Raw genomic sequence first — 23002 nt, forward strand, 5'->3', positions numbered from 1 at the left:
AATTTGTCACAGTCACGGCAACAGCTGATCGTCACATCGGGGGCTCGTACGCGCCCCTCCCGACCGTGATCGGCATCCGGCGATCGCGTCCGAACGCCCGCGAGGTGACCTTGGTGCCGATCGGATACTGCCGCCGCTTGTATTCCGCCATGTCCACCTTGCGCACGACGTCCGCCACGACGGACGCGTCGAAACCCGCCGCGACGATGTCTGCGACGCCCTGATCGTGGTCGACGTACCGAAACAGGATGGCGTCGAGGGTGTCGTAGTCGGGCAGTGAATCGGTATCGAGCTGACCCGGCCGAAGCTCGGCCGAGGGCGGCTTGTCGATGCTCGATTCGGGGATCGGCGGGACGTCTCCGCGGTCGATCGCGGACTCGTTGCGCCAGCGCGCCAATCCCCAGACCAGCGTCTTGGGCACGTCCTTGATCGGTGCGAAGCCGCCGACCGCGTCGCCGTAGATCGTCGAATAACCCACCGCCAGTTCGGACTTGTTCCCGGTGGCAAGGACCAGATGACCGAAGGTGTTGGACAGCGCCATCAACACGATTCCCCGGCATCTCGCCTGGACGTTCTCCTCGGCCACGCCGGTCAGGTGCAGCTGGTCGACGAAGCCGGCGACCAGCTGGGAAATCGGTTCGGTTCGAAAGTGAATGCCGGTGCGCGCGGCGAGATCCTCGGCATCGATGCGCGAATGCTCCGAGGAGAACTCCGAGGGCATCGACACTGCGTACACCGCGTCAGCGCCGAGGGCATCGACGGCGATGGTGGCGGCGACCGCCGAATCGATTCCACCGGACAGACCGAGGGTGACCGAACGAAAGCCGTTCTTGTGCACGTAATCTCGTAACCCGGTCACCAACGCGCCCCACACCTGTTCCTCGACGCCCAGGGGCTGAGCCAGGGACGGCTCGGTGCGCTGCCAGCCGCTGATCGCGACGTCGGGCAGAGCGACGCGATCGATGGTCCAGCCCGCCACCGCGGGGGAGTCCGCGACCGGATCCGTGGGGGCATCCACGTCGACGATCAGCAAGTGCTCGACGAATTGCGGAGCCCGGCCCCACGTCGAGCCGTCGGGACCGAGCACGAGACTTCCCCCGTCGAACACCAGCTCGTCCTGACCGCCGACCGCGTTCACGTACGCGATGGGGGTCCCGATCTCGGTGGCTCGGCGCTGGACGAGAGAGTGGCGAATCGTGTCCTTCCCCTGCTCGAAGGGGCTCGCGTTGAGGCACAGCAGCAGATCGACTCCGGCCGAGGCGTAGGCGGCCACGGATCCGCCGGGTTGCCAGATGTCCTCGCACACAACGAGTCCGAGTCGCACGCCGTTGACCGTCACGATGCTCAACCGGGAGCCGGGCGCGAAATAACGTGCCTCGTCGAACACCCGGTAGGTGGGCAGTGAATGCTTGTCGTACCGAGTTGCGACCCGGCCGTCGACGATCACCGCCGCGCTGTTTCTCGAGCCCTCGACATCGCGGTCGAGATACCCGACCACGACGATGCGGTCGCCGCACCCCGCTCGGTCCAGGGACTCCGCCAGCCCCGTCAGTGCCCGCGCCGATGCCGCGGCGAACGACGGATTCAGCGCCAGATCCTCGACCGGATACCCGGTCAGGGCCATCTCCGGAAACACGACCACGTTGGCACCGTCATGGGCGGCACGGACGGTCCATTCGACGATCGCCGCCGCATTCGCTTCGAGATCGCCGACGACGGGATTGATCTGGGCGAGGGCGAGTCTGAGGGCCTGCACCGTGTAGACGCTAGTGCTCGACGGCCGTCCCTGCCGGGCAGCGAGAATGGAGTGTGGCGGGAAAGACCTGGCACGATCGACTCATGAGAACGCGCACCACGACGTCGGTCGTGGCACTGTCCGCAGTCGCCCTCGTCCTCGCCGGCTGCTCCGCGCCCGGGCCCGGTGCCGACCCCGATCCGTCCACCGCGTCCGACTCCACGTTCTCGGCTCCGGCCGGTCCTGTTCCTGCTGGGCTCGAGGCGTTCTACACCCAGAATCTGCAGTGGGAATCGTGCGAGTCCTACAACACCGATGGGTCCGAACTCGGCGACACAGTCCAGTGCGCCCGAGTGACCGTGCCACTCGACTACGCCGATCCGGGCGGCAAGACCATCGAGATCGCGATCTCTCGGACACAGGCGACGGGGGAGAAGATCGGGTCGATCCTGATGAACCCGGGCGGTCCGGGATCGTCGGGGCTCTATCTCGCCGAGCAAGCCGACGGCACCCCGATCGCCGACCGGTTCGACCGCATCGGATTCGACCCACGTGGGATCGGGGCCTCCGAACCCGAAGTGCGCTGCCTGACGTCCGAGGGAGTCGACGACGAGCGTCGGGAACCGGACGTCGACGTCAGCCCGGAAGGGATCGCCGCCACCGAAGCCGATCATCGTGACTACGCGGCGCAATGTGTCGAACGCACCGGGGCCGACGTGCTCGAACACGTCGGCACCCGCGAAGTCGTCCGCGACATGGATGTCATCCGCGGAGTGCTCGGCGACGAGAAGCTCACCTACGTCGGGTATTCGTACGGGACACGCATCGGTACCGCCTACGCCGAGGCGTTCCCGTCGAACGTCCGGGCCATGGTGCTCGACGGAGCACTCGATCCCGACCAGTCGCCCGTCGACGAGGCCGTCGCCCAGGGTGCGGCGTTCCAGACCGCGTTCGACCAGTTCGCTGCGGACTGCACGCAGACGGATACCTGTCCGCTCGGCACCGATCCGTCCCAGGCCGTGGCGCAGTTCCGGACATTGGTCGACCCGCTGGTCGGCACGCCCGCCGACACCACCGATCCGCGCGGACTGAGCTACGACGACGCGATCACCGGAGCGCAACAGGCGCTGTATTCACCGCAGCTCTGGCGCTTGCTGCGAGCCGGACTGAGCGAACTGCGAGAGGGCAGGGGAGACACACTGCTGCGCCTCGCCGACACCTACTCCGGACGGCTCGAGGACGGTAGCTACACCAACATCGACGACGCGTTCAACGCCGTCCGATGCGTCGACGGCCCGCCGACCACCGACCGGGGGGAGGCCGACGAGGCCGACGCCAGGTTCCGAGCGGCAGCGCCGTACCTCGACGACGGCCGCTCCACCGGGAACGCGCCGCTGGATCTGTGTGCGTTCTGGCCGGTGCCGAACACAAGCGAGCCCCACATCGTGGAGGCGGAGGGGCTGCCCACGCTGGTGGTGGTCTCGACGACGAACGATCCGGCGACGCCCTACCAAGCGGGCGTGGAACTGGCCGACCAGCTGCGCGGCGACCTGGTCACCTACAACGGCACCCAACACACGGTGGCGTTCTCGGGAGTGGAGTGCATCGACGATCCGCTGACGAACTACCTCGTGGACCTCGTCCCACCAGGCGAAGGGCTGGTCTGCTGACACGTACCTCACCGGGCGCGCGGTGAGCGGAGAGTTCCACGAAGTGAGACTGAATTCACGATGTAACACAGATTTAACTCCGTTTGCTTACTCTCGCGTTCATGGATCGTCAAAAGGAATTCGTGCTCCGGACTCTCGAAGAGCGCGACATTCGTTTCGTCCGCCTCTGGTTCACCGACGTCCTCGGGTACCTCAAATCGGTGGCCATCGCGCCCGCTGAACTCGAAGGTGCATTCGACGAGGGAATCGGCTTCGACGGCAGCGCCATCGAAGGATTCGCCCGCGTCTCCGAGGCCGACACCGTCGCCAAGCCGGATCCGTCGACGTTCCAGATTCTGCCGTGGTCGACCAGCAAGGGTCACCAGCACTCTGCCCGCATGTTCTGCGACATCGCCATGCCCGACGGCTCGCCGTCCTGGGCCGATTCGCGCCACGTGCTGCGTCGCCAGCTGAGCAAGGCTGCCGACCTCGGATTCAGCTGCTACGTGCACCCCGAGATCGAATTCTTCTTGCTCAAAGACGCTCCCCAGGACGGCTCACCGCCGACCCCGGCAGACAACGGCGGCTACTTCGACCAGGCCGTGCACGACTCGGCTCCGAACTTCCGCAGGCATGCCATCGACGCGCTCGAGTCGATGGGCATCTCGGTCGAGTTCAGCCACCACGAGGCAGCGCCGGGCCAGCAGGAGATCGATCTGCGGTACGCGGACGCACTGTCCATGGCCGACAACATCATGACCTTCCGCTACGTGGTCAAGGAAGTCGCCATCGAAGAGGGCGTGCGCGCGACGTTCATGCCCAAACCGTTCAGCGACCAGGCCGGCTCGGCGATGCACACACACATGAGTTTGTTCGAGGGCGACGCCAACGCCTTCCACAACCCGGACGATCCGATGCAGCTGTCCGAAACCGGCAAGTCCTTCATCGCCGGCATCCTCGAGCACGCCAACGAGATCAGTGCCGTGACCAACCAGTGGGTCAACTCGTACAAGCGTCTCGTGCGTGGTGGCGAAGCCCCGACCGCTGCATCCTGGGGACCGGCCAACCGGTCGGCATTGATTCGTGTGCCCATGTACACCCCGAACAAGGCGTCGTCGCGACGCGTCGAGATTCGTAGCCCCGATTCGGCCTGCAACCCGTATCTCGCGTTCGCGGTGCTGCTCGCGGCAGGCCTGCGCGGAATCGAGAAGGGGTACACCCTTCCTCCCGAGGCCGAAGAAGACGTGTGGGCATTGACCTCCGCGGAGCGTCGCGCCATGGGCTACAAGGAACTGCCGGGCAACCTCGACCAAGCGCTCAACGCGATGGAGGGTTCCGAGCTGGTCGCAGAAGCACTGGGCGAGCACGTGTTCGACTTCTTCTTGCGCAACAAGCGTCGCGAGTGGGAGGAATACCGCAGCCACGTCACGCCGTACGAGCTGAGGGCATACCTCGGTTTGTAGAGCAGCGGGGTCTGTAACGACCCACCGCTGCCATGGGCTACGTTCTAGTCGATCCCGAATGTAGGTTCGATGCCGGCGTGGGCACCCTCGCGTCGCATTACTGACGACGAGGTATATCTGTGGCACCCCGAGGTGGATTCTGATGGTGCGTCCTCCCACTTCCAGGTCGGTCGTACCCGGACCTGGCCGCCTCGGTCTCGTCGAGGAGACTGCGCCGTCCGATCTGCGCACCCTGGGCTGGACGGGCGAAGAGAGTCTCGAGCTGCTGTGGTCGCTCTCGCGTGCCCCCAACGCCGATCTCGCACTGCGCACGCTGGTGCGCATGTACGAGATGCTCGGCAGTGGCTGGGCCGAATTCGACACCGCACTGCGTAACGACAAGGGATTCCGCGGCCGCCTCCTGGGACTCGTCGGCGCGTCCAGTGCACTCGCCGACCACCTCGTTGCCGACGACACCACCTGGCGGTTGTTACTGACCGCGGAAGGTCAGAGCAGCGGTGTGTCGGCGAAGATCCAGTTGCCCAGCAAGGCAACGCTGGTCGCGGAACTGCTCGAGGCCGTCGGGGCCGAGCCGGAGACCGGGCCCAATGCCGCACCCGATCTGTACCGGGCGTCCGTCACCGGCCCGCCCGCCGTGATCGCCCTGCGCAAGAAGTACCGCGACCAGATCATGGTGTTGGCCGCCTACGACCTCGCCGCGACCGTCGAGAACGAACCGGTCCTGCCGTACACGGTGGTGGGAGCTCAACTGTCCGACATGGCAGACGCGGCGCTCACTGCGGCTCTGTCGGTGGCGGTGGCGACCGTGTGCCCCGATGCCCCGTGTCCGACGCGGCTGGCCGTCATCGCCATGGGCAAATGCGGTGCGCGCGAACTCAATTACGTCTCGGACGTCGATGTCGTGTTCGTCGCCGAGCCGGCGGACTCACAGGCGAGTCGGATCGCCGGCGAGATGATGCGCATCGGGTCCTCGGCGTTCTTCGAGGTCGACGCTGCGCTTCGCCCCGAAGGTAAGCGCGGCGAGCTGGTTCGCACGCTCGACTCGCACGTGGCCTACTACAAGCGCTGGGCCAAGACCTGGGAGTTCCAGGCCCTGCTCAAGGCTCGGCCGATGACCGGCGATATCGCCCTCGGCAACGATTACGTCGATGCCGTCAATCCGATGGTGTGGCTGGCCAGTCAGCGTGAGGACTTCGTGCCCGAGGTCCGCGCGATGCGGCGACGGGTCGAGGAGATGGTGCCGACCGAGCTGCGCGAACGGGAGATCAAACTCGGACGCGGCAGTCTGCGCGACGTCGAATTTGCCGTCCAGCTCCTGCAATTGGTGCACGGCCGAACAGACGAGTCGTTGCGCGTACTGGGCACGACCGATGCCCTGACGGCTCTGACCGAGGGCGGGTACGTCGGCCGTGACGACGCCGCGAATCTGACCGCGTCCTACGAATTCTTGCGATTGATCGAGCACCGACTGCAATTGCAGCGGATGCGCCGCACACACACCCTGCCTCCACCGGACGACGAGGAAGGTCTGCGGTGGCTCGCGCGTTCCGCGCACATGCGCCCCGACGGTAACCGCGATGCGCTCGGTGTGCTGAACGCCGAGATCAAGCGCAACGCGCAGCGCATCCGTCGGCTGCACGCCAAGCTCTTCTACCGGCCGCTGCTCGACTCGGTGGTCAAGTTCGACTCGGAGACAGTGCGTTTGACCCCCGACGCGGCGACGCGTCAGCTTGCTGCGCTCGGGTACGCGACGCCGCAGAATGCGTTGGGCCACCTGCGAGCGCTGGTCGGTTCCGGTACTCGCCGCGGTCAGATTCAGGCCGTGCTGCTGCCGACGTTGCTCGAATGGCTCGCCGACACACCGGATCCCGACGCCGGACTGCTGAACTACCGACGGCTCTCGGAATCGGCCGGCGAGCAGACGTGGTTCCTGCGAGTGCTGCGCGACGAGGGTGCGGTGGCCCAGCGGCTGATGATCGTGCTCGGATCCTCGGCGTACGTGCCGGACCTGCTGATCAAGGCCCCCGAGGTCATCAGGTTGTTCGCCGACGGGCCCACCGGCCCGCGCCTGCTGGACGCCGAACCCGAAGAGACCTACCGCGCCATCCTGTCGTCCTCGGCTCGCTACGAGGACCCGGTTCGGGCGATCAACGCCGCCAGAGCGCTGCGCCGCCACGAACTGGCCCGGGTGGCCTCGGCCGACATACTGGGCATGCTCGACGTCCCTCAGGTCTGCCGGGCGTTGTCCTCGGTGTGGGCCGCAGTGATCAACGCGGCATTGGCGGCCGCTGTGCGGGCGAGCGAGAAGGAGCGCGGCGAACCGGCACCGGCGACGCTGGCCGTCATCGGCATGGGACGCCTCGGCGGCGGCGAACTCGGCTACGGAAGCGACGCCGACGTGCTGTTCGTCTGTGAACCGGTGGACGGCGTCGACGAGACCGTTGCGGTCAAGTGGGCCAACACCATTGCCGATCGCATCCGGAAACTGCTCGGAGCGCCGAGCACCGACCCGCCTCTCGAGGTCGACACCGGCCTGCGCCCGGAAGGTCGCAACGGCCCGGTGGTGCGCACGCTGTCGTCCTACGCCGCGTACTACGCCCAGTGGGCGCAGGCCTGGGAGGTACAAGCTCTGCTGCGTGCGCATCAGGTGGCGGGAGATCAGGACCTGGGCATCCGCTTCCTGCTGATGGCCGACAAGGTTCGCTACCCCGAGGGTGGAGTGTCGGCCGACGCCGTCCGTGAAATTCGGCGTATCAAGGCGCGGATCGACTCCGAACGTCTCCCCAAGGGAGCCGACCCGGCCACCCACACCAAGCTCGGACGCGGGGGACTGGCGGACATCGAGTGGACCGTACAGCTCATCCAGCTCCGCTACGCACACAAGGTCGAGTCACTGCACAACACCTCGACGCTACAAACTCTCGACGCGATCGGCGCAGCCGAGCTGATGAGTGAGACCGACATCGAGCTGCTGCGCGAAGCGTGGATCCTGGCGACCAAAGCGCGCAACGCGCTCGTCCTGGTTCGCGGTAAGCCGACCGACCAACTGCCGAGACCGGGTGCCGTCCTGTCCGCCGTCGCACAGGTGGCGGGGTGGGAGAACGGCGACGCCGGGGCATTCCTCGACAACTATCTGCGCGTCACGCGTCGGGCCAAGGCAGTCGTGGAAAGGACGTTCGGAGGGCTCTAGTCGCTGCCCGCGGTGACGAAGCCCTGCTCGACCATCCAGTCGCGTGCCACGTCCGCGGGCTCCCGGCCGTCGATGTCGACCTGCTTGTTCAACTCCGAGATCGCTTCGTTGGTGAGCGCAGCGGAAATGGGCGCGGTGACCTCGGCTATCTCCGGATAGCGATCGGCGATCTCCTGCCGCACGACGACAGTCGCGTTGTACCGCGGGAAGAACGCCTTGTCGTCCTCGACCACGGTCAGGTTAAGGCCCTTGATTCGGCCGTCGGTGGTGAACACCTCACCGAAGCGGCACTGCGAACCGTCCGCAGTTGCCTGGTAGATGACGCCGGTCTGGAGAATCTGCACCGAGATCGCGTTGGCGTCGAAACCGTACGTGGCGGCGAGGCCGGGGAGCCCGTCCTGGCGACTGTTGAACTCGGTCTCGACGCACAGCGACGCGGCGGCGGGATCTCGGTTCACCAGAGCGGCGTAGTCCGACAGCGTGCGCACACCGGTCTCCTGCGCGACCTGCTGATTCATGGCCAGCGCGTAGGTGTTGTCCATCGGCGCGGGATTGACCCAGTCGATGCCGTTGGCCTTGTCGGCGTCGCGCACTGCCTCGAACTGTTCCGTGGCATCGGGAATGGGCTTCTCGTTGCCCAGGTAGTTGATCCACCCGGTTCCGGTGTATTCGTAGGCGAGGTCCACCTGGCCGTTCTGCATCGCGAGTCGAACGCTCTGCGAGCCCACGATGTTGGTGAGGTCTCGAACGTCGGCACCGGCTGCGCTCAGCGCGAATTCGAGGATGTAGCCGAGGATGATCTGCTCGGTGAAGTCCTTCGATCCGACGGTGAACTCGGCACCTTCGAGCCCCTCGAGCGGAGTGATGCTGCCGGCCTCGACCGACAACGGCATCGCGCCGCCGGACTGCAATCCGCACCCCGTCAGCGCGAGAACGGTGGTGGCGGACAGCGCTGCGAGTCGTCGGGTGGTGCGCCGCATCAGCGGAGTCCTTTCGGTCCGAGGTAGGCCTCGGCGAGTGCGCCCAGCCAATCCACCAACAGCGCGAGTGCCACCGCGAGAACGGCACCCACGACGAGAATGAGTGGTTGGTTGAGCTTGTAGCCGGTGTCGATCAGCACGCCGAGCCCGCCTGCTCCGACGAGAAAGCTCAGAGTTGCGGTGCCGACGGCGAGCACGAGCGAGGTGCGCAGACCCGCCAGGATGAACGGAACCGCGAGCGGAAATTCGATGCGGCGCAGAATGCCCATGTTCGACATGCCCTGTCCGCGAGCGGCATCGATGTAGTTCGGCTCGACTGTCTGAAAGCCCAACATGGTGTTGCGCAGAACGGGGAGCAACGAATAGAACGCGATCGGGAGAACACCGGTCCAGAAACCCGTTGCGCCCGTCCACAGGAACAACAACACCAGCAAGCCGACGGCCGGTGCGGCCTGCCCGATGTTCGCGATACCGATGAACAGTGGTGCAGCCTTGCGATACCCGTTGCGAGTCAACAGAATTCCCAGAGGAACGGCGATGACGAGCACCAACGCGGTGACGACGAAGGTGATCAGCACATGCTCGAGAACCCGGGTGGAGATCGTGCTGATGTTGATCGTCTCGGCCTGCGTCGCGGTGAGGTCTCTGGTCAACGCGTAGACCAACAGAATCGCCACGATCACCAGCACCAGGGCCGGCTGGATGAGAAGACGAATTCGCTCGGCGCGTTTGGCAGTACGCGCGGCGTCCTTGGTCTCGTCGCCGGTATCGGCGAGTGTCGTCACGACGGAGTCCCAGCAGCTTCGCGCGGCTCGTCGTGATCGTTCGCGTGTTGCGACCGCAACGACTTGATGGTGTCGATCAGCACGTCGATGGTCACGGTGCCGACGTACTCGCCGCGATTGCCGGTGACGGTCGCCGTCGCATTGCCCTCGGACAGTAGAGCTTCCAGAGCATCCTGCAGGGTCGACTGGGTCGACACCAGTTCCCCCATCGGCACCCCGACGTCACGGAGGCTCCCCACACCCGCGAGGTGGCGTCGATCCGTCCATCGAATCGGGCGTCTACGGGAGTCGACGATGATTCCCCAGGCTTCGGGATCCGATCCCAGCGCGGAGTTCATCGACTCCACCGAGTCGTCCTCGCCGAACACCGGCACGTCGGACAGCTCGATGTCGCGTACTCGCATCAACGTCAGCTGCTTCAAAGCGGCTCCGGCTCCGACGAACCCGGCCACGGTGTCGTCGGCCGGGTTGGCGAGCACCGCCTCGGGAGTGTCGTACTGGAGGATCGTGGACTGGTTACCGAGCACGGCGATGCGGTCACCGAGCTTGACCGCCTCGTCGAAATCGTGCGTGACGAAAACGATGGTCTTGCCCAATTCTGCTTGCAGACGCATCAATTCGTCCTGCAGCAACCCGCGGGTGATCGGGTCGACGGCACCGAACGGTTCGTCCATCAACAGCACCGGGGGATCGGCGGCAAGAGCGCGTGCGACTCCGACGCGTTGCTGCTGACCGCCGGAGAGCTGCCGCGGATAACGCTGGCGATAGACCGCCGGATCGAGGCCGACGAGGTCCAGCATCTCGTCCGTGCGGTCGTCGATTCGCTTCCTGTTCCACCCGATCAGACCCGGCACCATGCCGACGTTCTGCGCAATCGTCATGTGCGGGAACAGGCCTGCCTGCTGAATGGAATAACCGATGGTGCGGCGCAATTCGTTCGGATCGATCGACAGTGCGTCCTTGCCACCGATCGTGATGCGGCCCGATGTCGGCTCGATCAGACGGTTGATCATGCGCATCGTCGTCGTCTTGCCGCAACCGGACGGCCCGACGAGTACGACGACCTCGCCCGCGGGGATGGTCATCGACACGTTGTCGACGGCAGCGAGCTTCTGCCCCGGGTAGCTCTTGGTCACGTTCTCGAGCACGATTTCCGCGCCGGAGACATTCGATGTACGGGTCGAGTCACTCACGGATACCCCTCGAGGTGGTCAGTTTGCCGATCAACACGTAGATCCCATCGAGGATCAACGCCAGCAGGACGATCAGGACAGTGCCGGTCAGAGCCTGCGGTAGAGCTGTGGGGCTACCCACGCGGGCGAGGCCCGAGAAGAGGAGGTTGCCGAGTCCGGGACCCTTGGCGTACGCGGCGATGGCGAGAATGCCCATGGCCATCTGCGTACTGACGCGCATGCCGGTGAGGATCGACGGCCACGCGAGTGGGATCTCGATGCGGCGCAACACCAGAGCGCGGCTCATTCCGATTCCGCGAGCCGCGTCGGCAACGGCCGGATCGACGGCTGCCAAGCCCACCACGGTGTTGCGGATGATGGGGAGAAGCGAGTACAGAACAAGTGCTGTCACAGTGGGTTTGACGCCCAGACCCAGCACCGGAATGAGAACTCCGAGCAGTGCGAACGACGGGATGGTGAGAACCGTACTCGCCAGGGCCGTCGCGACTGCGGAGCCCGCAGGGCTTCGGTACACGAGCACACCGATCGCCACCCCGATGACGGTTGCAATGACGACACATTGAATGACGGCCGACACGTGGAGATACGAATCGATCGCCAACTGCCTTCGCCGCCCGACAATGAAGTCCCACAGAGCGTCCATGCAGTTGTAGTCCTCTGTTCGGCTGAGCGCGGATGCTTTTCTGTACCCCGTCGTTACCCATTCAAACGTCAGGTGAACCCTTTTGCAGCGAAACGACGAAATGGCTTCGGCGACAAGCCCATTCGAACCGCGAACGCCCGACCGGGTCAGCCCGGTCGGGCGTTCGTGGACTATCGACGGGTCACCGACGAAAGATGACCCGAGAACTCACACGTCGTAGTAGAGCGAGAACTCGTACGGGTGCGGACGCAGGTTGACCGGAGCGATCTCCTGCTCACGCTTGAGCGAGATCCACGTCTCGATGAGGTCGGTGGTGAAGACGCCACCCTCGGTGAGGTAGTCGTGGTCGGCCTCGAGACGGTCGATGACCGCGTTGAGCGAGGTGGGTGCCTGAGGAATGTTCTTGGCTTCCTCGGGCGGCAACTCGTAGAGGTCCTTGTCGACCGGAGCCATCGGCTCGATCTTGTTCTTGATTCCGTCCAGGCCCGCCATCATCTGAGCGGCGAAGTTCAGGTACGGGTTGCCCGAGGAGTCCGGCGCGCGGAACTCGAGGCGCTTGGCCTTCGGGTTGTTACCGGTGATCGGGATGCGCACCGCCGCAGAGCGGTTGCGCTGGCTGTAGACCAGGTTGATGGGGGCTTCGTAGCCCGGCACCAGGCGGTGGTACGAGTTGATCGTCGGGTTCGTGAAGGCCAACAGCGACGGAGCGTGGTGCAGAATGCCGCCGATGTAGTGACGTGCCAGATCGGACAGTCCGGCGTATCCGGCCTCGTCGTGGAAGAGGGGCTTACCGTCCTTCCACAGCGACTGGTGCACGTGCATGCCCGAGCCGTTGTCGCCGAACAGTGGCTTCGGCATGAAGGTTGCCGACTTGCCGTTCTGCCAGGCGGTGTTCTTGACGATGTACTTGAACAGCTGCAGATCGTCCGCCGCGCGGAGCAGCGTGTTGAACTTGTAGTTGATCTCTTGCTGACCGCCGGTGCCGACCTCGTGGTGGGCACGCTCGAGCTCGAAGCCTGCGTTCTGCAGGTTGGTCGAGATCTGGTCGCGCAGGTCGACGTAGTGGTCGTACGGCGCGACGGGGAAGTAGCCGCCCTTGAAGCGAACCTTGTAGCCGAGGTTGGGGCTGCCATCGGCTTCGGTCTCGGCTCCGGTGTTCCACCAACCCGAGGACGAGTCGACCTCGTAGAACGCGCCATTGGCCTGCGAATCGAAGCGAACCGAATCGAAGATGTAGAACTCGGCCTCGGCACCGAAGTACGCGGTGTCGGCAATGCCGGTGCTGGCCAAGTACTCCTCGGCCTTACGAGCAACGTTGCGCGGATCGCGGCTGTAGGCCTCACGCGTGAACGGGTCGTGGACGAAGAAGTCGATGTTCAGCGTCTTGGCGTTGCGGAACGGGTCGACCTGAGCGGTGGCGTAGTCCGGCAGCAGGATCATGTCGGACTCGTGGATCGACTGGAAGCCGCGGACGGACGAGCCGTCGAACGCGAGGCCGTCTTCCAGGGTGTCGGCCGTGAACGCCTTGGCAGCGATGGAGAAGTGCTGCTGTGCACCCGGCAGATCCGTGAATCGGATGTCGACGTATTCGATTCCTTCATCTGCGATGAACTTGATGACCTCTTGGGCCGTGGAAAACGCCACGCTTTTGCTCCTTAGTTGAGAGTCCGTCGAACTGACGGTATGGACTCGGTGTTGCCCGCCCGTCAAGCTCGTGTTTCGCCCGTGTTACACGTCGTGGTTCACGGTTGGCACGAACAACAGTACGTCCACCCGTTTTTCCGCGCGCCCGACCGCGCCTATCCTGGGAATCATGGCACGAATGACAGGGTCCTGGTTGTCCGGACCGGCGGCCGCGAACCCACGACCGCCGCAGAACTTCCGTGGGGAACAACTCGGTCTGCCCGCGCGGGGCGTCGGCGCACTCGCCGGAACCGGTCGTAGAGTCCTGGCGTTGCTGCTGGACTGGACGATGGCCACCGGTGTGGCGTCGCTGATTCTCGGCGGTTACACCACCAGCGGACTGATCTCGACGATCGTGCTGGCCGTGTGGTTCGTCGTAGGAATCGCGAGCGTCTCGCTGTTCTCGTTCACCCCGGGGCAGTTCATAGTGGGAGTGCAGGTGGGACGCATCGACGCCCATGCGCGAGTCGGTTTCGTCCGGGCATTGGTGCGGCAGCTCATTCTGCTGTTCGTCGTCCCGGCCGTGATCACCGACATGGACGGCCGGGGAATGCACGACCGCGCAACGGGAACAGCCCTGCTGCGGACCCGCTGAGGGGTCGACGCACCAGGGCTGTCGGTCGAAATACGGGTCAGCGACGCTTCATGGTCCGCTGAACGCCCTTCATCTTGGCCCCACCGGGAATCGGTCCCTTGGGCATTGCCGGGCCACCCTTGGTTCCCAACGCGGCCAGCCGGGACTCGATGGTGTCCATCCGCTTGCCGTCGATGTTCTTCGGCAGCTTCGACAGGTACTTCTGCAGACCCGACAGTGGAATCTGGTTCTCCCCGTTGCCGACGATGATGTCGTAGATCGGAGTATCGCCCACCAGCCGGGCGGTCTTCTTCTTCTCCTGGGCCAGCAGGGTCTTCACACGCTGCGGCGCACCCTCGGCCACGAGTATCACTCCGGGCTTCCCGATCACCCGGTGCACGGCGTCGAGATGAGTGGTGCCTGCGATCGCATTGGTGACACGCCACGATCCCTGAAGATTGTCCAGGGCCCACGCCGCAGCACCGGCCTGACCGTCGGCCTTCTTGTACACGGACTTCTGAACCCGCCGGCCGAAGATGATGAACGCGACCAGCACGCCCAGCAGGAGACCGATGGGGAGAAGGAACCACTGGAAGCCGAAGGCCAGACCGATCAGGAAGCCGATCAGCCCGAGACCGACCACCGCTCCGATCATGAGCGGAAGGAGAGCCTTGTCGTCCTTACGCTGCATCTGGAACGCCTGCCACAACTGGCTGCGCCGTTCCTTCGATGCCTGCTTGCGGGCTGCCTTGGCAGCCGCCTTTGCTTCCTTGCTGGGCTTTGCCGCTTTGCCAGCTTTACTGCCGTTCGCCATACCTCACAGGATACGGCCTGTGCCGACGCTCACGTGCATCGCGCCACGTCGAGTGGAGCGATCAGCGAGGAGCCAGCCGAGCCATCAACGAGCTGGCCTCCTGAGAAGCTTCGCCGCCGTCGGTGAGGTGGCTCATGCTCTCGGGCAGTTCGCGACCGTGGTGTGCCATGGCCTGCGCGTAGAGGCGTCCGGCGCGGTACGAGGAGCGGACCAACGGGCCGGCCAGCACGCCGGCGAACCCGACATCGGTGGCGTAGTCGGAGTGCTCGACGAACTCCTCCGGCTTGACCCACCGCTCGACGGGGTGGTGCCGCGGTGACGGTCGCAGGTACTGGGTGATCGTCAGGATGTCGCAGCCCGCCTCGTGCAGGTCGCGAATCGCTTCCTGGACTTCCTCGGGAGTCTCGCCCATGCCGAGAATGAGATTCGACTTGGTGACCAGACCGTCGTCACGCGCTGCGGTGATGACGTCCATCGACCGCTGGTACCGGAATGCGGGACGGATGCGCTTGAAGATGCGCGGCACGGTCTCGACGTTGTGGGCCAACACCTCCGGGCGGGAGGAGAACACCTCGGCCAGCTGATCGGGCTTGGCGTTGAAGTCGGGGATCAGCAGCTCGACGCCGGTGTTGGGGTTGAGCTTCTTGATGTACCGGACGGTCTCTGCGTAGAGCCACGCACCACCGTCTTCGAGGTCGTCGCGGGCGACACCGGTGATCGTGGAGTAGCGCAGGCCCATGGCCTGCACACTCTCCGCCACGCGGCGAGGCTCGTCACGATCGAGATCCTCGGGCTTGCCGGTATCGATCTGGCAGAAATCGCATCGACGGGTGCATTGTTCGCCGCCGATGAGGAAGGTCGCCTCGCGATCTTCCCAGCATTCGTAGATATTCGGGCAGCCGGCTTCCTCGCACACCGTGTGCAGACCCTCACGCTTCACAAGACCTTTGAGCTCGGTGTATTCCGGGCCCATCTTGGCTTTGGTCTTGATCCAGCTGGGTTTGCGTTCGATGGGGGTCTCCGCATTTCGGATCTCGAGGCGGAGCAGCTTGCGTCCTTCTGGGGCCACAGTCACGCCAGCAATGCTACGCGCCGAACCGAACCGTGGTGAATTGCGGGTTCACCGTCGCGGTGGTGATCTCCGGGTGCTCGAGCTCGTGCTCTCTGACCGGCATCGATCCGTCCAACGCGGCCAGAACTGCCGTCGTGACCGACTCGAGTACCTCGGCGACCGGGACGTCTCGCCCCAGCTCGAGCGACAGCGACGTCACACCGGCGTCGGCGATTCCGCACGGCACAATCGCGTCGAAACCCGTCATCGCCGAATTGCAGTTGAGGGAGAAGCCGTGCAGGGTCACGCCGCGCTGAACTCGCACGCCGATGGCCGCGATCTTGCGTTCGGGTAGAAGCACGCCGTCGCGAACCTCGGACGCGAGCCACACCCCGGACCTGCCGTCCACCCGCCCGCACGCGATGCCGTGATCGGACACCACGGAAATCAGCGCTTCCTCGATCCGGCGGACGTACTTGACGACATCGATCGGCTGCGCCAGCGCGACGATGGGGTAGCCGACCAGTTGACCCGGCCCGTGCCAGGTGATCTTGCCGCCGCGGTCCACCTCGACCACGGGGGTACCGTCGCGCGGCATGTCTTCTTCCGAGGTGCGCCGCCCCGCGGTGTACACGGAAGGGTGCTCGAGCAACAGCAACGTGTCCGGGCCCCGATTGTCGGCGCGGGCGTCGGCCAGTTCCCGCTGGAGAGCCCACGCCTGGGTGTACTCGACGGTGCCCAGCTCTCGCACGACGACCGGTTCGCTGCTGGCCCGGGCCGAGTCGGTGCCGGTGGCCGGAATTGACGGGGCGTTCACGTCACTCATGAACCGAGACGCTACGCCGGGTCATGAGCCGACAGCCACCCGCAGTGCCTCGCCCACGGTGTTGTGCTCGAAGGTGTAGCCCGCGTCCTCGAGTGCCTTGGGAATGGCTCGCGGCCCGGTCAGGATCGCCTCCTCGGCGAATTCACCGATGACCGCTTTCAGGGCGAATCCGGGCACCACCCACGGGGCCGGACGATGCACCGCTCGCGACATCGCGCTGTTGAACTGGGCGTTGGTCACCGGAGTCGGCCCCACCATGTTGACCGGTCCGCGCAGCGAGTCGTTCTCGATACCGTGCACGATGGCACCGATTTCGTCTTCCAACGAAATCCACGGGAAGTACTGGCGGCCACTGCCCAATCGACCACCGAGCGCGAACAGGTACAGCGGGCGCAGCTTGCCCAGCATGCCGCCGCGCTGCGACAGCACCACACCGCTGCGCAACAGAATCGTGCGAACACCTGCCTCCGACGCCGCAGCCGTGGCGTTCTCCCAATCGCGGCACACCTCGGCGAGAAATCCGTCTCCTACCGGAGCGGTCTCGTCGACCACGCGGTCGCCGGTGTCACCGTAGAAATTGACGCCGCTGGCATTGATCAGGGTGGGGACACCCGCGTCGGCCGCAGCCGACGCGATCACCTCGGTAGGCGCTATGCGGCTGTCGCGCACCAGCTGCTTGTACGCACCGGACCATCTTTTGTCGCCGATACCGACACCACACAGATTGACGACCGCATCGGCACCGGCCAGCACAGCGGGGTCGATACTGCCGTGCGACGGGTCCCACTGCGACTCGTCCGGTCCCGCCGGTGAACGTCTGACCAGTCTGGTGACGTCGTGGCTGCGGCCGCGCAGAGCTGCAACGAGAGCTGTGCCGATCAAGCCTGATGAACCTGCAATGACTACGCGCATGTGAACGAAAGCCTCCTTGACGCACTCCGGGGCACCATTCGCGAACGAATGATGCCCCGGATGCTCTGTCCGTGCCCCTGGTGAACGAGACCCCGATGCGAATGTTTCGCGCTCCTACGAGAATACGTGGCGCGACACTCGCCGGTTGTCTACAGACCCAGATCGGCCTCGAACGATGCCACTTCGAGACGCTGCTTGATCGTCGTCAGGAAGCGTCCTGCGTCGGCTCCGTCCACCAACCGGTGGTCGTAGGTGAGCGGCAGGTAGCACATCGAGCGAACACCGATCGACTCGTTGCCCGAGTCGTCCTTGACGACGACGGGACGCTTGACGATCGCACCCGTACCCAGCATGGCCGCCTGCGGCGGAACCAGGATCGGGGTGTCGAACAGCGCGCCCTGGCTGCCGATGTTGGTGATCGTGAACGTGCCACCGGACAGCTCGTCGGGCTTGAGTCCACCCGAACGTGCGCGGGTGGCGATGTCGTTGATCGCCCGCGCGAGTCCGGCCAGCGACAGGTCGCCGGCGTTGTGGATGACGGGGGAGAGCAGGCCCTGCTCGGTGTCCACGGCGATGCCGAGGTGGACATCGGCGTGGTACGTGATCTCCTTGGCGTCCTCGTTGATGCTGGCGTTGACGTTCGGGTGAGCCTTGAGTGCTTCCACGACCGCCTTCGCGAAGAACGGCAGGTACGTCAGGTTGACGCCCTCGTTCTCGGCGAACTTCGCCTTCGCCTTGGTACGCAGGCCGGCGATCTTCGTCACGTCGACCTCGAAGGTCTGCGTCAGCTGAGCAGAAGTCTGCAGCGACTCACGCGTCTTCTTCGCGGTGATCTGACGAATTCGGTTGATCTTCTGCGTGGTGCCGCGCAGGTGTGCGAGCTCGGGACGAACTCCCGCGGTCGCCGGTGCTGCGGGCTTCGACGCTGCGGCGGGTGCCGCGGCCTCGGCCGGAGCAGCGGGAGCCTTCTTGGCCTCGGCTGCAGCGAGAACGTCCTGCTTGCGGATGCGTCCACCCACGCCGGTGCCCTTGACGGACGACAGATCGACGTCGTTGTCCGACGCCAACTTGCGGACCAGAGGAGTGACGTACGGGCTCGAATCGCCCGACGGTGCCGATTCCTTGGCGGGAGCGGCCTTGGGAGCCTCCTGCTTCGGTTCGGGCTTCGGCTCGGCCTTGGGAGCTTCCTTCTTGGGGGCTTCGTGCTTCGGCTCGGGCTTCGGCTCTTCCTTGGGCTCTTCGGCCTTCGGGGCCTCGGGCTCCGGAGTTGCCTCGGGCTCGGGGGCCTTCTCGGCGGGCGAGCCGGAGCCGATGACTGCGAGCTGGCCGCCGACGGCCACGGTGTCGTCTTCCTCGGCGGAGATCTCGAGCAGGGTGCCTGCGACCGGAGACGGAATCTCGGTGTCGACCTTGTCCGTGGACACCTCGAGAAGTGGCTCGTCCACTGCAACCTCGTCGCCGACGGCCTTGAGCCAGCGCGTCACGGTGCCCTCGGTGACGGACTCACCCAACTCGGGCATCGTCACCGGGGTGCCGGATCCGGACGAGTCGGAGGAGCTGGAAGAGGCACTTGCTGCGGGAGCCTCCTGCTCGGCCTGCGGCTCGGGCTCGGCTGCGGGAGTGGGCTCCTCGGCAGGCTCCTCCGGTGCCGACTCCTCGGCGGGAGCGGCGTCATCGGCCGGCGCGTCGGACGAGGAAGAATCGTCCGCGTCACCGATCTGAGCGAGCTCGCCACCGATCTCGACGGTGTCGTCTTCCTGAGCGACGATCTTGGTGAGAACACCGGCAGCAGGCGACGGGATCTCGGTATCGACCTTGTCCGTGGAGACTTCGAGCAATGGCTCGTCGACTTCGACGGTGTCGCCTTCTTGTTTGAGCCACCTCGTGACAGTTCCCTCGGTGACACTCTCACCGAGAGCTGGCATCTGGACGGAGAAGGCCATGTCTGTTGACTCCTCGACAGTTGTATGCGGGTGATGTAGTTCTTACGACTTGTGGTCGCAGACCATTGTGCTGGCGGAACAGGGTTCATGGACGAGAGTTGGGTGATTCGGTTCGACGGAGGCACCGGTGCGATCGACACTCACCGAGCACGTTCGGCTCGATCCAGCGCCCACGTCGACACTCCCTCTCGGCAACTCACTTACTCACTTCACGAGCCTTGGTTCACAATCAAGAGAGCTGAACCCTCTAATGTCATCCTTCCATTGATGTCGCCTCGCCGTTCCCCGAGGGCGTGCAACACGCCTGTCGAACTGGTGGGTAACAAAGATCCGGCACCGAAACTCGGACTTCGCCGGCCGTACGAAAGAGGAGTTCGCGTGGGATTGTTCGATCGATTCAAGTCGAGCGGCGGGGGCGCGAAACGGGCACCCGAAGGCTCGGTTGCCCAGTACCTGGCCGATTGGACCTCGGCGCGAATCGGCGTCGAGGCCTACGTGGAACCGAAAACGACGGTCACGCCGCTGACGGTGGTTCTGGTCGCGAACGACGGTGAGTGGACGCGTCGACCGCTCGATGAAAAATATGTACGAAAGATCGGATCGGACCTGAAGATTCCGGTGTACGACGTCCGCAAGACGGGCTATCCGCAGCGGATGCGTGATCACGACGCTCGGCAGAAGATCGTTCGGCAGCGCGAACAACAGCAGCGCGACAGCTGACACCGTCCGTGCGCGAGGGCATGGGCCTCGCGCACGGACGGGAGACGATCAACCGTTGTCGGCGATGTCCTCGAGAACCGCGAACATGGTTCGGACCGGAACCCCGGTGCCGCCCTTGCCGGTGTAGCCGAACGGACCACCGGTGTTGTATGCCGGGCCGGCAACGTCGATGTGAGCCCATTCCACGCCGTCGGCGACGAATTCCTTCAAGAACAGAGCAGCGGCGAGCATGCCACCTGCTCGACCGTTGGTGACGTTCGCGAGATCTGCGATCTTGGAGTCGAGTTCGCGGCGAATCTCCTTCGGCAACGGCATGGCCCATCCGTTCTCGCCGATCGCCTGCGAGATTGCTGCGACGCGGTCGCGGAAGTCGTCGGTACCCATCACGCCGGGAGTCCTGTTGCCGAGTGCGACGACCTGAGCGCCCGTCAGCGTCGCGGTGTCGATCAGGTAGTCCGGATCGTCCTCGCAGGCCCGCACGATCGCGTCGGCGAGTACCAAGCGGCCCTCGGCGTCGGTATTGATCACCTCGACGGTGATGCCGCCGTACTGGGTGAGCACATCGCCGGGGCGCTGAGCGGTGCCCGACGGCATGTTCTCCGCCATCGGGACGGTGGCGATGACGTCGAGCGGCAGACCGACCTTGGCGGCGAGCACCACCGTGGCGATGACCGCTGCCGCACCGCCCATGTCCGAGGTCATGTTCTCCATGCCGGCAGCAGGCTTGATGGAGATGCCGCCGGTGTCGAACGTGATTCCCTTACCGACGAGGGCAACCTTCTTCGCGCCGCGCTTGCCTCCCGAGTGCGTCAGGCGCACGAGCCGAGGCAGTCGGGACGATCCCTTGCCCACTCCGTGAATGCCGCCGTAGCCACCCTTCTCGAGGGCTTTGTCGTCGAGAATCTCGACCTCGAGGCCGGCCGCCTTGCCCAGCGCCTTGGCCTGAGCCGCGAACTCCTCCGGGTAGAGATGGCTGGGCGGAGTGTTGACGAAATCCCTTGCGACAGCCACTGATTCGGCTATCGCGATCGACCTCTCCAATTCGCGCTTGGCATCCTTGGAGCGAGTGTCGGGCACCAACAACTCGATGCGAGTCACCGGAAGCGCAGACGGCTTCGGTGCCGAGAGAGCCGACTTGAACTCGGCGAACTGGTACGCGCCGAGGAAGAAGCCCTCGGCAGCCGCACCCAGATCGAGCGCCGAGAGCGTCGTGGCCGCCGTCTCGACACCGGACAGCGCGCGAGCCGCGGTGCCGGCCGAGTGACGAATGCGTTCACTGTCGATGTCGGCGGCGTTGCCGAGGCCCACGGCCAACACACTCGCCACGGCCAGACCGGCCGGAGCCGGAATACGCACTACTTCGTCGGCCTTGCCGGTGGCACCGACGGCTTCGAACGCGTCGAGCAATTCGGTGGCGATCGCATCGTCGGAAATGTCGTCGGTGATGGAGAGTTCGAGGCCGTCGTCACTCGTGCTCAATGCGACGACGAGTACGTCGACTTTCTTACCGAGCTTGCCCGCGAGAACCAGGTCGGGTCCGAGAGTGCGGGTGAGCGTCGAGGGGGAAGGCACGTGGCTGCTCCTGTAGGGGTTGACGTGTATGTCCCTCGATCCTAATGACGGTCGGCGGCGTCGACGATCGAGGGACGTACCGGGGCGACCGACCTGAGACGCTCCGCAAGGTGAGCTAGCGTGGCCGCCATGACCGACACCGAGTTGATCGAAGGACCACTCCACGCCGTGCACACCGAACTCGGCGCGACGTTCGCACCGTTCGGTGGATGGACCATGCCGGTCTCGTACGCCGGCGTCGTCGTCGAGCACACGGCAGTGCGTGAAACGGTGGGTCTGTTCGACGTCGGCCACCTCGGCAAGGCGTCGGTGACCGGCCCCGGGGCCGCCGCATTCGTGAACTCCGTCCTCACCAACGACCTGGCCAGGATCGAACCGGGCAAAGCGCAATACACGCTGTGCTGCACCGAGTCCGGTGGCGTCGTCGACGACCTGATCGCCTACTTCGTCTCCGACGAGGACGTGTTTCTGGTACCCAATGCTGCGAACACGGCAGCTGTGGTCGACGCGATGGCTGCCGCTGCCCCCGCCGGGGTCTCGGTGGTGAACCGGCACCGCGAGTTCGGAGTGCTGGCCGTGCAGGGGCCCAAGGCGTCCGAGGTTCTGCAGGAACTGGGTCTACCGACCGATATGGACTACATGGCATTCGAGGACGCCACCTGGAACTCGCTGCCTGTCCGGGTCTGCCGCACGGGTTACACCGGCGAACAGGGCTACGAGCTGATCCCGTCTGCCGACGACGTGAAACCGTTGTTCCTGGCGCTGCTGGCTGCGGTGCGGTCTCGGGACGGTCAGGTGTGCGGACTCGGAGCGCGCGACACGCTGCGCACCGAAATGGGGTACCCGCTGCACGGACACGAACTGGCGCAGGACATCTCGCCCCTCGAAGCACGATGCGGCTGGGCGATCGGGTGGAACAAGGACTCGTTCTGGGGCAAGGACGCATTGACCGCCCAGAAGGCAGACGGTCCGGCACGGATTCTGCGCGGGCTCAGAGCTCTCGATCGCGGCGTTCTACGCCTCGGTCTCACCGTGCGCGCGTCGGGACGCGATCTCGGAACGACGACCTCCGGCACTTTCTCGCCCACTCTCAAGGTCGGTATCGCCCTTGCACTCCTCGACGCGCAGGCTGCTCCCGCGGTGGGTTCGGAGGTCGAGGTCGACGTTCGAGGCCGCGCCCTGCGCTGCGAAGTGGTCGCACCGCCGTTCGTCGTCGCCAAGACCAGGTGACCGCGTGAGACCGCCACGAACCCCACGATAGGATTCCCG

The 23002-nt window shown here is 65.2% G+C and carries 18 protein-coding genes; 6 read left to right on the plus strand and 12 right to left on the minus strand.

Annotated elements, in window-relative coordinates:
* Positions 1–31: 31 nt before the first annotated feature.
* The gene (locus tag CH278_RS02800) at positions 32–1756 is read right to left on the minus strand and encodes an NAD+ synthase (protein WP_094621140.1); all 1725 of its coding nucleotides are present in this window, start codon (positions 1754–1756) and stop codon (positions 32–34) included.
* A gap of 83 nt (positions 1757–1839) precedes the next feature.
* On the opposite strand from CH278_RS02800, the gene CH278_RS02805 reads away from it, so the two are divergent.
* From CH278_RS02805 to CH278_RS02815, 3 genes are all read left to right on the plus strand, one after another.
* Positions 1840–3405, plus strand: coding sequence for an alpha/beta hydrolase (locus CH278_RS02805; protein WP_094621218.1), 1566 nt, complete (start codon positions 1840–1842; stop codon positions 3403–3405).
* Positions 3406–3506: 101 nt separating this feature from the next.
* Positions 3507–4847, plus strand: a complete 1341-nt coding sequence (gene glnA, locus CH278_RS02810) for a type I glutamate--ammonia ligase (RefSeq protein WP_027497412.1) — start codon at positions 3507–3509, stop codon at positions 4845–4847.
* A gap of 142 nt (positions 4848–4989) precedes the next feature.
* Positions 4990–8037, plus strand: coding sequence for a bifunctional [glutamine synthetase] adenylyltransferase/[glutamine synthetase]-adenylyl-L-tyrosine phosphorylase (locus CH278_RS02815; RefSeq protein WP_032382797.1), 3048 nt, complete (start codon positions 4990–4992; stop codon positions 8035–8037).
* On the opposite strand, the gene CH278_RS02820 is transcribed toward CH278_RS02815, so the two are convergent.
* The 5 genes from CH278_RS02820 to glnA (CH278_RS02840) all read right to left on the minus strand — a co-directional run bounded on the left by CH278_RS02820 (position 8034) and on the right by glnA (CH278_RS02840) (position 13282).
* On the minus strand, positions 8034–9017 hold the full coding sequence (locus tag CH278_RS02820; protein WP_032382798.1) for a glycine betaine ABC transporter substrate-binding protein: 984 nt from the start codon (positions 9015–9017) through the stop codon (positions 8034–8036). The genes CH278_RS02815 and CH278_RS02820 overlap by 4 nt on opposite strands.
* Entirely contained in the window at positions 9017–9802 is a 786-nt protein-coding gene (locus CH278_RS02825) for an ABC transporter permease (RefSeq protein ID WP_027497409.1), read from the minus strand. Before CH278_RS02825 ends, CH278_RS02820 begins: the two co-directional genes overlap by 1 nt.
* Complete coding sequence (locus CH278_RS02830) at positions 9799–10995, minus strand: ABC transporter ATP-binding protein (protein WP_094621141.1); 1197 nt, start codon at positions 10993–10995, stop codon at positions 9799–9801. Before CH278_RS02830 ends, CH278_RS02825 begins: the two co-directional genes overlap by 4 nt.
* The gene (locus CH278_RS02835) at positions 10988–11638 is read right to left on the minus strand and encodes an ABC transporter permease (protein WP_027497407.1); all 651 of its coding nucleotides are present in this window, start codon (positions 11636–11638) and stop codon (positions 10988–10990) included. The genes CH278_RS02830 and CH278_RS02835 overlap by 8 nt, the downstream gene beginning before the upstream one ends.
* Before the next feature lie 207 nt (positions 11639–11845).
* Positions 11846–13282: a type I glutamate--ammonia ligase gene (gene glnA / locus CH278_RS02840; protein WP_032368128.1), complete on the minus strand. Its 1437-nt coding sequence runs from the start codon at positions 13280–13282 to the stop codon at positions 11846–11848.
* Between the two features lie 169 nt (positions 13283–13451).
* Between glnA (CH278_RS02840) and CH278_RS02845 the strand changes: the two genes are divergently transcribed.
* The gene (locus CH278_RS02845; RefSeq protein WP_032370280.1) at positions 13452–13916 is read left to right on the plus strand and encodes an RDD family protein; all 465 of its coding nucleotides are present in this window, start codon (positions 13452–13454) and stop codon (positions 13914–13916) included.
* Between the two features lie 37 nt (positions 13917–13953).
* Here CH278_RS02845 and CH278_RS02850 read toward each other — a convergent pair whose 3' ends face one another.
* The 5 genes from CH278_RS02850 to sucB all read right to left on the minus strand — a co-directional run bounded on the left by CH278_RS02850 (position 13954) and on the right by sucB (position 19441).
* Positions 13954–14709 carry a DUF4191 domain-containing protein gene (locus CH278_RS02850; RefSeq protein WP_027497404.1) on the minus strand — a complete coding sequence of 252 codons (756 nt, stop codon included), beginning with the start codon at positions 14707–14709 and terminating at the stop codon, positions 13954–13956.
* Positions 14710–14770: 61 nt separating this feature from the next.
* Positions 14771–15784 carry a lipoyl synthase gene (lipA, locus tag CH278_RS02855; protein WP_174557282.1) on the minus strand — a complete coding sequence of 338 codons (1014 nt, stop codon included), beginning with the start codon at positions 15782–15784 and terminating at the stop codon, positions 14771–14773.
* Positions 15785–15794: 10 nt separating this feature from the next.
* Positions 15795–16586: a lipoyl(octanoyl) transferase LipB gene (gene lipB / locus CH278_RS02860; protein WP_032370282.1), complete on the minus strand. Its 792-nt coding sequence runs from the start codon at positions 16584–16586 to the stop codon at positions 15795–15797.
* Between the two features lie 21 nt (positions 16587–16607).
* Positions 16608–17498: a TIGR01777 family oxidoreductase gene (locus tag CH278_RS02865; protein WP_032368125.1), complete on the minus strand. Its 891-nt coding sequence runs from the start codon at positions 17496–17498 to the stop codon at positions 16608–16610.
* 149 nt (positions 17499–17647) lie between these two features.
* Positions 17648–19441, minus strand: coding sequence for a 2-oxoglutarate dehydrogenase, E2 component, dihydrolipoamide succinyltransferase (gene sucB, locus CH278_RS02870; RefSeq protein WP_094621142.1), 1794 nt, complete (start codon positions 19439–19441; stop codon positions 17648–17650).
* Between the two features lie 378 nt (positions 19442–19819).
* Here sucB and CH278_RS02875 point away from each other — a divergent pair, with 378 nt between their 5' ends.
* Entirely contained in the window at positions 19820–20161 is a 342-nt protein-coding gene (locus tag CH278_RS02875) for a hypothetical protein (RefSeq protein ID WP_032368429.1), read from the plus strand.
* Between the two features lie 48 nt (positions 20162–20209).
* On the opposite strand, the gene CH278_RS02880 is transcribed toward CH278_RS02875, so the two are convergent.
* Entirely contained in the window at positions 20210–21733 is a 1524-nt protein-coding gene (locus CH278_RS02880) for a leucyl aminopeptidase (RefSeq protein WP_032368123.1), read from the minus strand.
* Between the two features lie 129 nt (positions 21734–21862).
* Here CH278_RS02880 and gcvT point away from each other — a divergent pair, with 129 nt between their 5' ends.
* Positions 21863–22963: a glycine cleavage system aminomethyltransferase GcvT gene (gene gcvT / locus CH278_RS02885; RefSeq protein ID WP_094621219.1), complete on the plus strand. Its 1101-nt coding sequence runs from the start codon at positions 21863–21865 to the stop codon at positions 22961–22963.
* Positions 22964–23002: the final 39 nt, after the last annotated feature.

Source organism: Rhodococcus sp. 05-2254-5, assembly GCF_002258575.1.
Taxonomy (GTDB): domain Bacteria; phylum Actinomycetota; class Actinomycetes; order Mycobacteriales; family Mycobacteriaceae; genus Rhodococcoides; species Rhodococcoides fascians.